At 44.1% G+C, this 3,740-nt stretch carries 3 protein-coding genes; 1 reads left to right on the top strand and 2 read right to left on the bottom strand.

The window, feature by feature from the left end:
• Together H6S82_RS23345 and H6S82_RS23340 are read right to left on the bottom strand one after the other, a co-directional pair.
• Positions 1-925, bottom strand: a 925-nt coding sequence (locus H6S82_RS23345; RefSeq protein WP_242057082.1) for a plasmid segregation protein ParM domain-containing protein, incomplete at its 3' end; no start/stop codon positions are given.
• 178 nt (positions 926-1,103) lie between these two features.
• A complete protein-coding gene (locus H6S82_RS23340; protein WP_190464051.1) occupies positions 1,104-2,012 on the bottom strand; it encodes a hypothetical protein in 909 nt (302 codons plus the stop codon).
• A gap of 290 nt (positions 2,013-2,302) precedes the next feature.
• Between H6S82_RS23340 and H6S82_RS23335 the strand changes: the two genes are divergently transcribed.
• Positions 2,303-3,733: a WGR domain-containing protein gene (locus H6S82_RS23335; RefSeq protein ID WP_190464050.1), complete on the top strand. Its 1,431-nt coding sequence runs from the start codon at positions 2,303-2,305 to the stop codon at positions 3,731-3,733.
• Positions 3,734-3,740: the final 7 nt, after the last annotated feature.

The raw sequence follows: 3,740 nt of genomic DNA, 5'->3' as shown, positions 1-3,740 counted from the left end.
TTTCCTTCGCTTCAATCACCGATTCGCGAAAACATTGCATCCAACTCTTGTTTCCCAGTTCCGACAAAGGTTGATTCAATATCTCCTCCATAATTAACTTGTTAACTTGGGGGATAAAGTAAATTTGTTCGTTGATGGATTCAAAACCGCGAGCAAATGATTGCGGGTTGCTGAATAGCTGCTCGTTAGAAAAATAATCTTCCTTTGCTTTGCGACAAGCAAGTTCGCAACGAGCTTGGTGATGGGGATATTCTGCAAACACTCTTTCGAGTAAATCTTTTTGTTCGTGTTTGGCGAGAGTGCGAGCAAAAATTGCCTTGTCTATTAGCGATGCTCCCAAACTGTTACTGCCGAAATCGATTGGGATTTCGTGTAAGCTCTTAACTAGGGTAAAGTCAGTAGTGGAAGAACCGATATCGACAATTAGCACTGAAGATTTCAACTTGTCGTACTCAAGCTTGCCGGCTTCTTTGGCTTGCATAAAAGCAGCACGCGATTCCGGAACAACGTTCAGTAAAGGAATTCCAGCTTCTTTAAGTAGCTTTTGATATTCTTCGCGATCGCTCAACGACCATCCCGAAGGACAGCCAACATAAAAGTAGTCGCTATCTCCACCTTTGATTTGCTTGTTATCTTTTAAAAGACGGAAGTAGGTTTCCAAAAAAGTGCGAATTGTTTCTCGATAAGTGGGATCGTTGTTTGGTTTTTGTTTGAAAGTGATTTTGAGTTGGGTAACGCCTGCTTGGATTAAGGCTTGTTCGCCTACAAGATATCCCAAATCGGGATGCCAACCAAGCGCGGTAACTTGGATTTTTTTGTTATTAACCTCAAGCATTTCTGGAGGTTCAATGCTCTCGACTATTGCTTTGGCTACGGCTGTTTCGCCATGTCCCAAATCGAAACCGATCGTTTCTAAAATTTCCATACTCTTATTTAGGCGATTTTTTTAGACTGTATAGGAATGCTCGCTTCGTACAGGGATATTTTTTTACCACAGATGAAGGAAGATGAACACAGATGAACACAGATGTAAATGGAGTTTTTTTGTTGGGTAAGCAGAGTTTTGAAGAGGGATTCAGTCTGCGATCGCAGTTGAGGTGGTGTTAATCTCTGGTTTGGAAGAATGCTGGTTCGATTACTCTACCTCTTCTGAGCAAGCGATCGCCTTTAAATAATGCGGGGGTGATGGTAATGTAATCTTTGGTAGTGCGATCGATACTTGGCTCGAAGTCAAAATACTCTCGTCCGTTTTGTGCATCTTCCGGTCGGTAGATTTGCACGCGAATTCCCTGTTCCATCAAACTTTGTGGCAGCAGCCTTGCTAATTCTAAAGCCATTTGCGGTCTTTCCAAATATGACGCGCCCATCAATCTTTGAATCAGATTTAATAGTTCTGGCAGATCTTCTATGCCAAGGTCATCGAGAGGTTTTTTGGCGTCTTGAGAGCGACCTACTGCTAAATCAATTGTATTCAAAGCATCGGCAATGTTGTCTAGAAGCACTTGACTATCAACTCGCACAATTGGTTGGGGTGCTTCCGGAAGTTGGGGAAGTTCCGCACTATCTTTATTTTTATCTTTATCGAGTTGGAGTACAACTTCCACTCCCAGCAGGACTCCCACCAACAAAATCGCCATCCACGCGCCTGGGGATGTTCTCGTCAGGGAAACCAGCGAACCTAAAATGGCGATGGAAATGAATCCCTGTACCACTTTGAGGATTAATCTGTTGGGAGAAACTCGTCCGGCTTGGTTTACAATGCGATCGGGCTCTGGGAGAGCGAGTTGAGTTTCGTTAGCGGCGGTGAGAGTGGCGACAGATTGTCGCAGCGTGTCCAGGAAAAACGAAGCCAGACGTACCTGATTTACATTCAGCTCGCCAATGTAATTCTTTTGAAGAGTATCGAGTCGGCTATGAACCAGCTTCACAACTTGCTCGACGCTGGTTGCGCGATCGATTTCTTTCTGTAGTTCGCTGCGTTCTTTGCCAAAAAGTGTTAATAGCGTGTTCATCTCTCGCACCAAGACTTCAGGTTTGCCCAAAAGTAGAACGATCGGGCGTCTTTTTCAAGTTTGACGCAAAGGGGATACAAGTTTCACCAATCGAGTCTCTCTCCGGTAACAAAACTTAATAGTTAAGCTCGCTAAAATTGGTTGAGTGAGGGAATTGCTGCTGTGCTGAGCTATTCCCGATCGCACATATCCCCATCATAACCGATTTAGTTACAAATCTCAACCTTTGAATGCACAATCCCTCTTGAGAGGTAAATTAATATCAAACAAGAGAAAACAGGAGCAAAAAAATGGCTGAAGAAAAAACATATTTAGAGTTATCCGAATCCGATGGCGTTTCCCATAAATTTTACGAAGTTATTATCAAAGATACGGAAGTTTCCATTCGCTACGGTCGGATTGGCGACAAAGGTCAGACTCAGGTGAAAACCTATCCGACAGCGGAAAAAGCAAAAGCGGAAGCGACGAAAAAGATTAACGAAAAACTGAAGAAAGGTTACGAACAAGCGGTCATGGGTGTGCGCCAGAAACGTGCCGTGACTCGAAGGGAAATCAAGAGCGATCGATCCACCGCTTCCCCATCTCCAGTACTGTGGAAATTCGCCTCCGGTTCTGCCGCTTTTGGTATCTTTATTGACAAAAATCGCTGTTGGGTTGGCAATCAAGCAGGTCAAATATTTGCTCTTAACAATACAGGTCAAGTAATCAATCAATTGCGATTACCTGACGGCGTGAAATGTATCGTCGCCGATGAAGGCTGGCTTTATGCGGGATGCGATGATGGCAAAGTCTACGATTTGACAGGAAAAATTCCCCGCATCGCCTATGAAATTGCCGATAATGTAGATATTTTCTGGCTAGATATTAAAGATGCAATCCTGGGAGTTTCCGATCTCGAAGGGAACATCACAACTATCAATCACGAAGACGAATCCCAGTGGACGAAAAAGAGTAGCGGTAAATATGGTTGGATGGTACGTTGCGACGAGATTGGCGTCTATCACGGACACAGTGAAGGCGTGACGATGTACGATTGGGAAGATGGCAAAAAAATTTGGCATCAAAAAACACGCGGCGAAGTGCTATTTGGTTGGCAAGAAGAAGCAATGGTTTATGCCAGTACCAGCCAAAATTTAGTTTGTGCTTTTACTAAGAAAGGCGAAGCTAAAACAATTTACCATTGCGATGCAGCCGTATATTCTTGCGCCACTGCTGAAGACGGGAAATATGTATTTGCAGGCGATAATTGTTCGTCGATTTATTGCTTTAACGAAAAAGGCGATCGACTCTGGAAACTAGCCACAGGCTGCGGTTCCGCCTTCTCCATGCAATTTTTAGACGATCGGCTTTACATCGTCACCACCGACGGTTCGCTTGCTTGCATCGACGCCAGCGAATCTGCAATTAATGCCGCACAAGCGGGTACACTTCCTCAAACAGTTAATATTAAAGCACCAGCCGCCATTCCAGCCGCCATTCCTTCCAACACTTTGGAAACTACCTCAAACACAACTCAAGGAGTAATTGTCGAGTGTTTCAAAGAAGGAAGTAACTTGAGAATTCGCGTTGTTTCTCCCGGTTATAACTCCAACTGGAAAGTGCAATTTCCTAAAGACATTCGCCAAGAAGGTGCGCGTTATTTGGTGGAAGAGGTGCGCGAATCATCTCGCGGTGGTTTTTATCGCGCTTTTGGGGATATTAAGAAGTTAGTTACTCGTTGAGATTGAG

This window comes from Planktothrix sp. FACHB-1355 (genome assembly GCF_014748295.1).
GTDB classification, from domain to species: domain Bacteria; phylum Cyanobacteriota; class Cyanobacteriia; order Cyanobacteriales; family Aerosakkonemataceae; genus Aerosakkonema; species Aerosakkonema funiforme_A.
Note: the sequence above shows the minus strand (reverse complement) of the source record. Positions and strands in the feature narration are given on the sequence as shown.